Here is a 266-nt window from a genome sequence, read left to right on the forward strand (position 1 = left end):
GTTACTGCTCCTGTTGCTGATCTTGCAACTTTAGCTAATGTAACGGCACAATGTGAAGTAACGACTTTAACGCCACCAACGGCAACAGATAATTGTGGTGGAATAGTTACTGTTACCAACGATGCAACCCTTCCTATTTCAACACAAGGAACAACCGTGGTAACTTGGACATATACAGATGTTAATCTGAATGCTTCCACACAAACACAAAACATAGTAATTACAGATGTTACTGCTCCTGTTGCTGATCTTGCAACTTTAGCTAA

General features: G+C 40.2%; 1 protein-coding gene. It reads left to right on the forward strand.

Going from position 1 to position 266, the window contains the following annotated elements:
* The coding region (locus ACVCXO_RS00230; protein WP_452227593.1) for an HYR-like domain-containing protein at nucleotides 1-266 on the forward strand (266 nt) is incomplete at both ends.

The sequence above is a fragment of the Lacinutrix sp. MEBiC02404 genome (assembly GCF_053601575.1).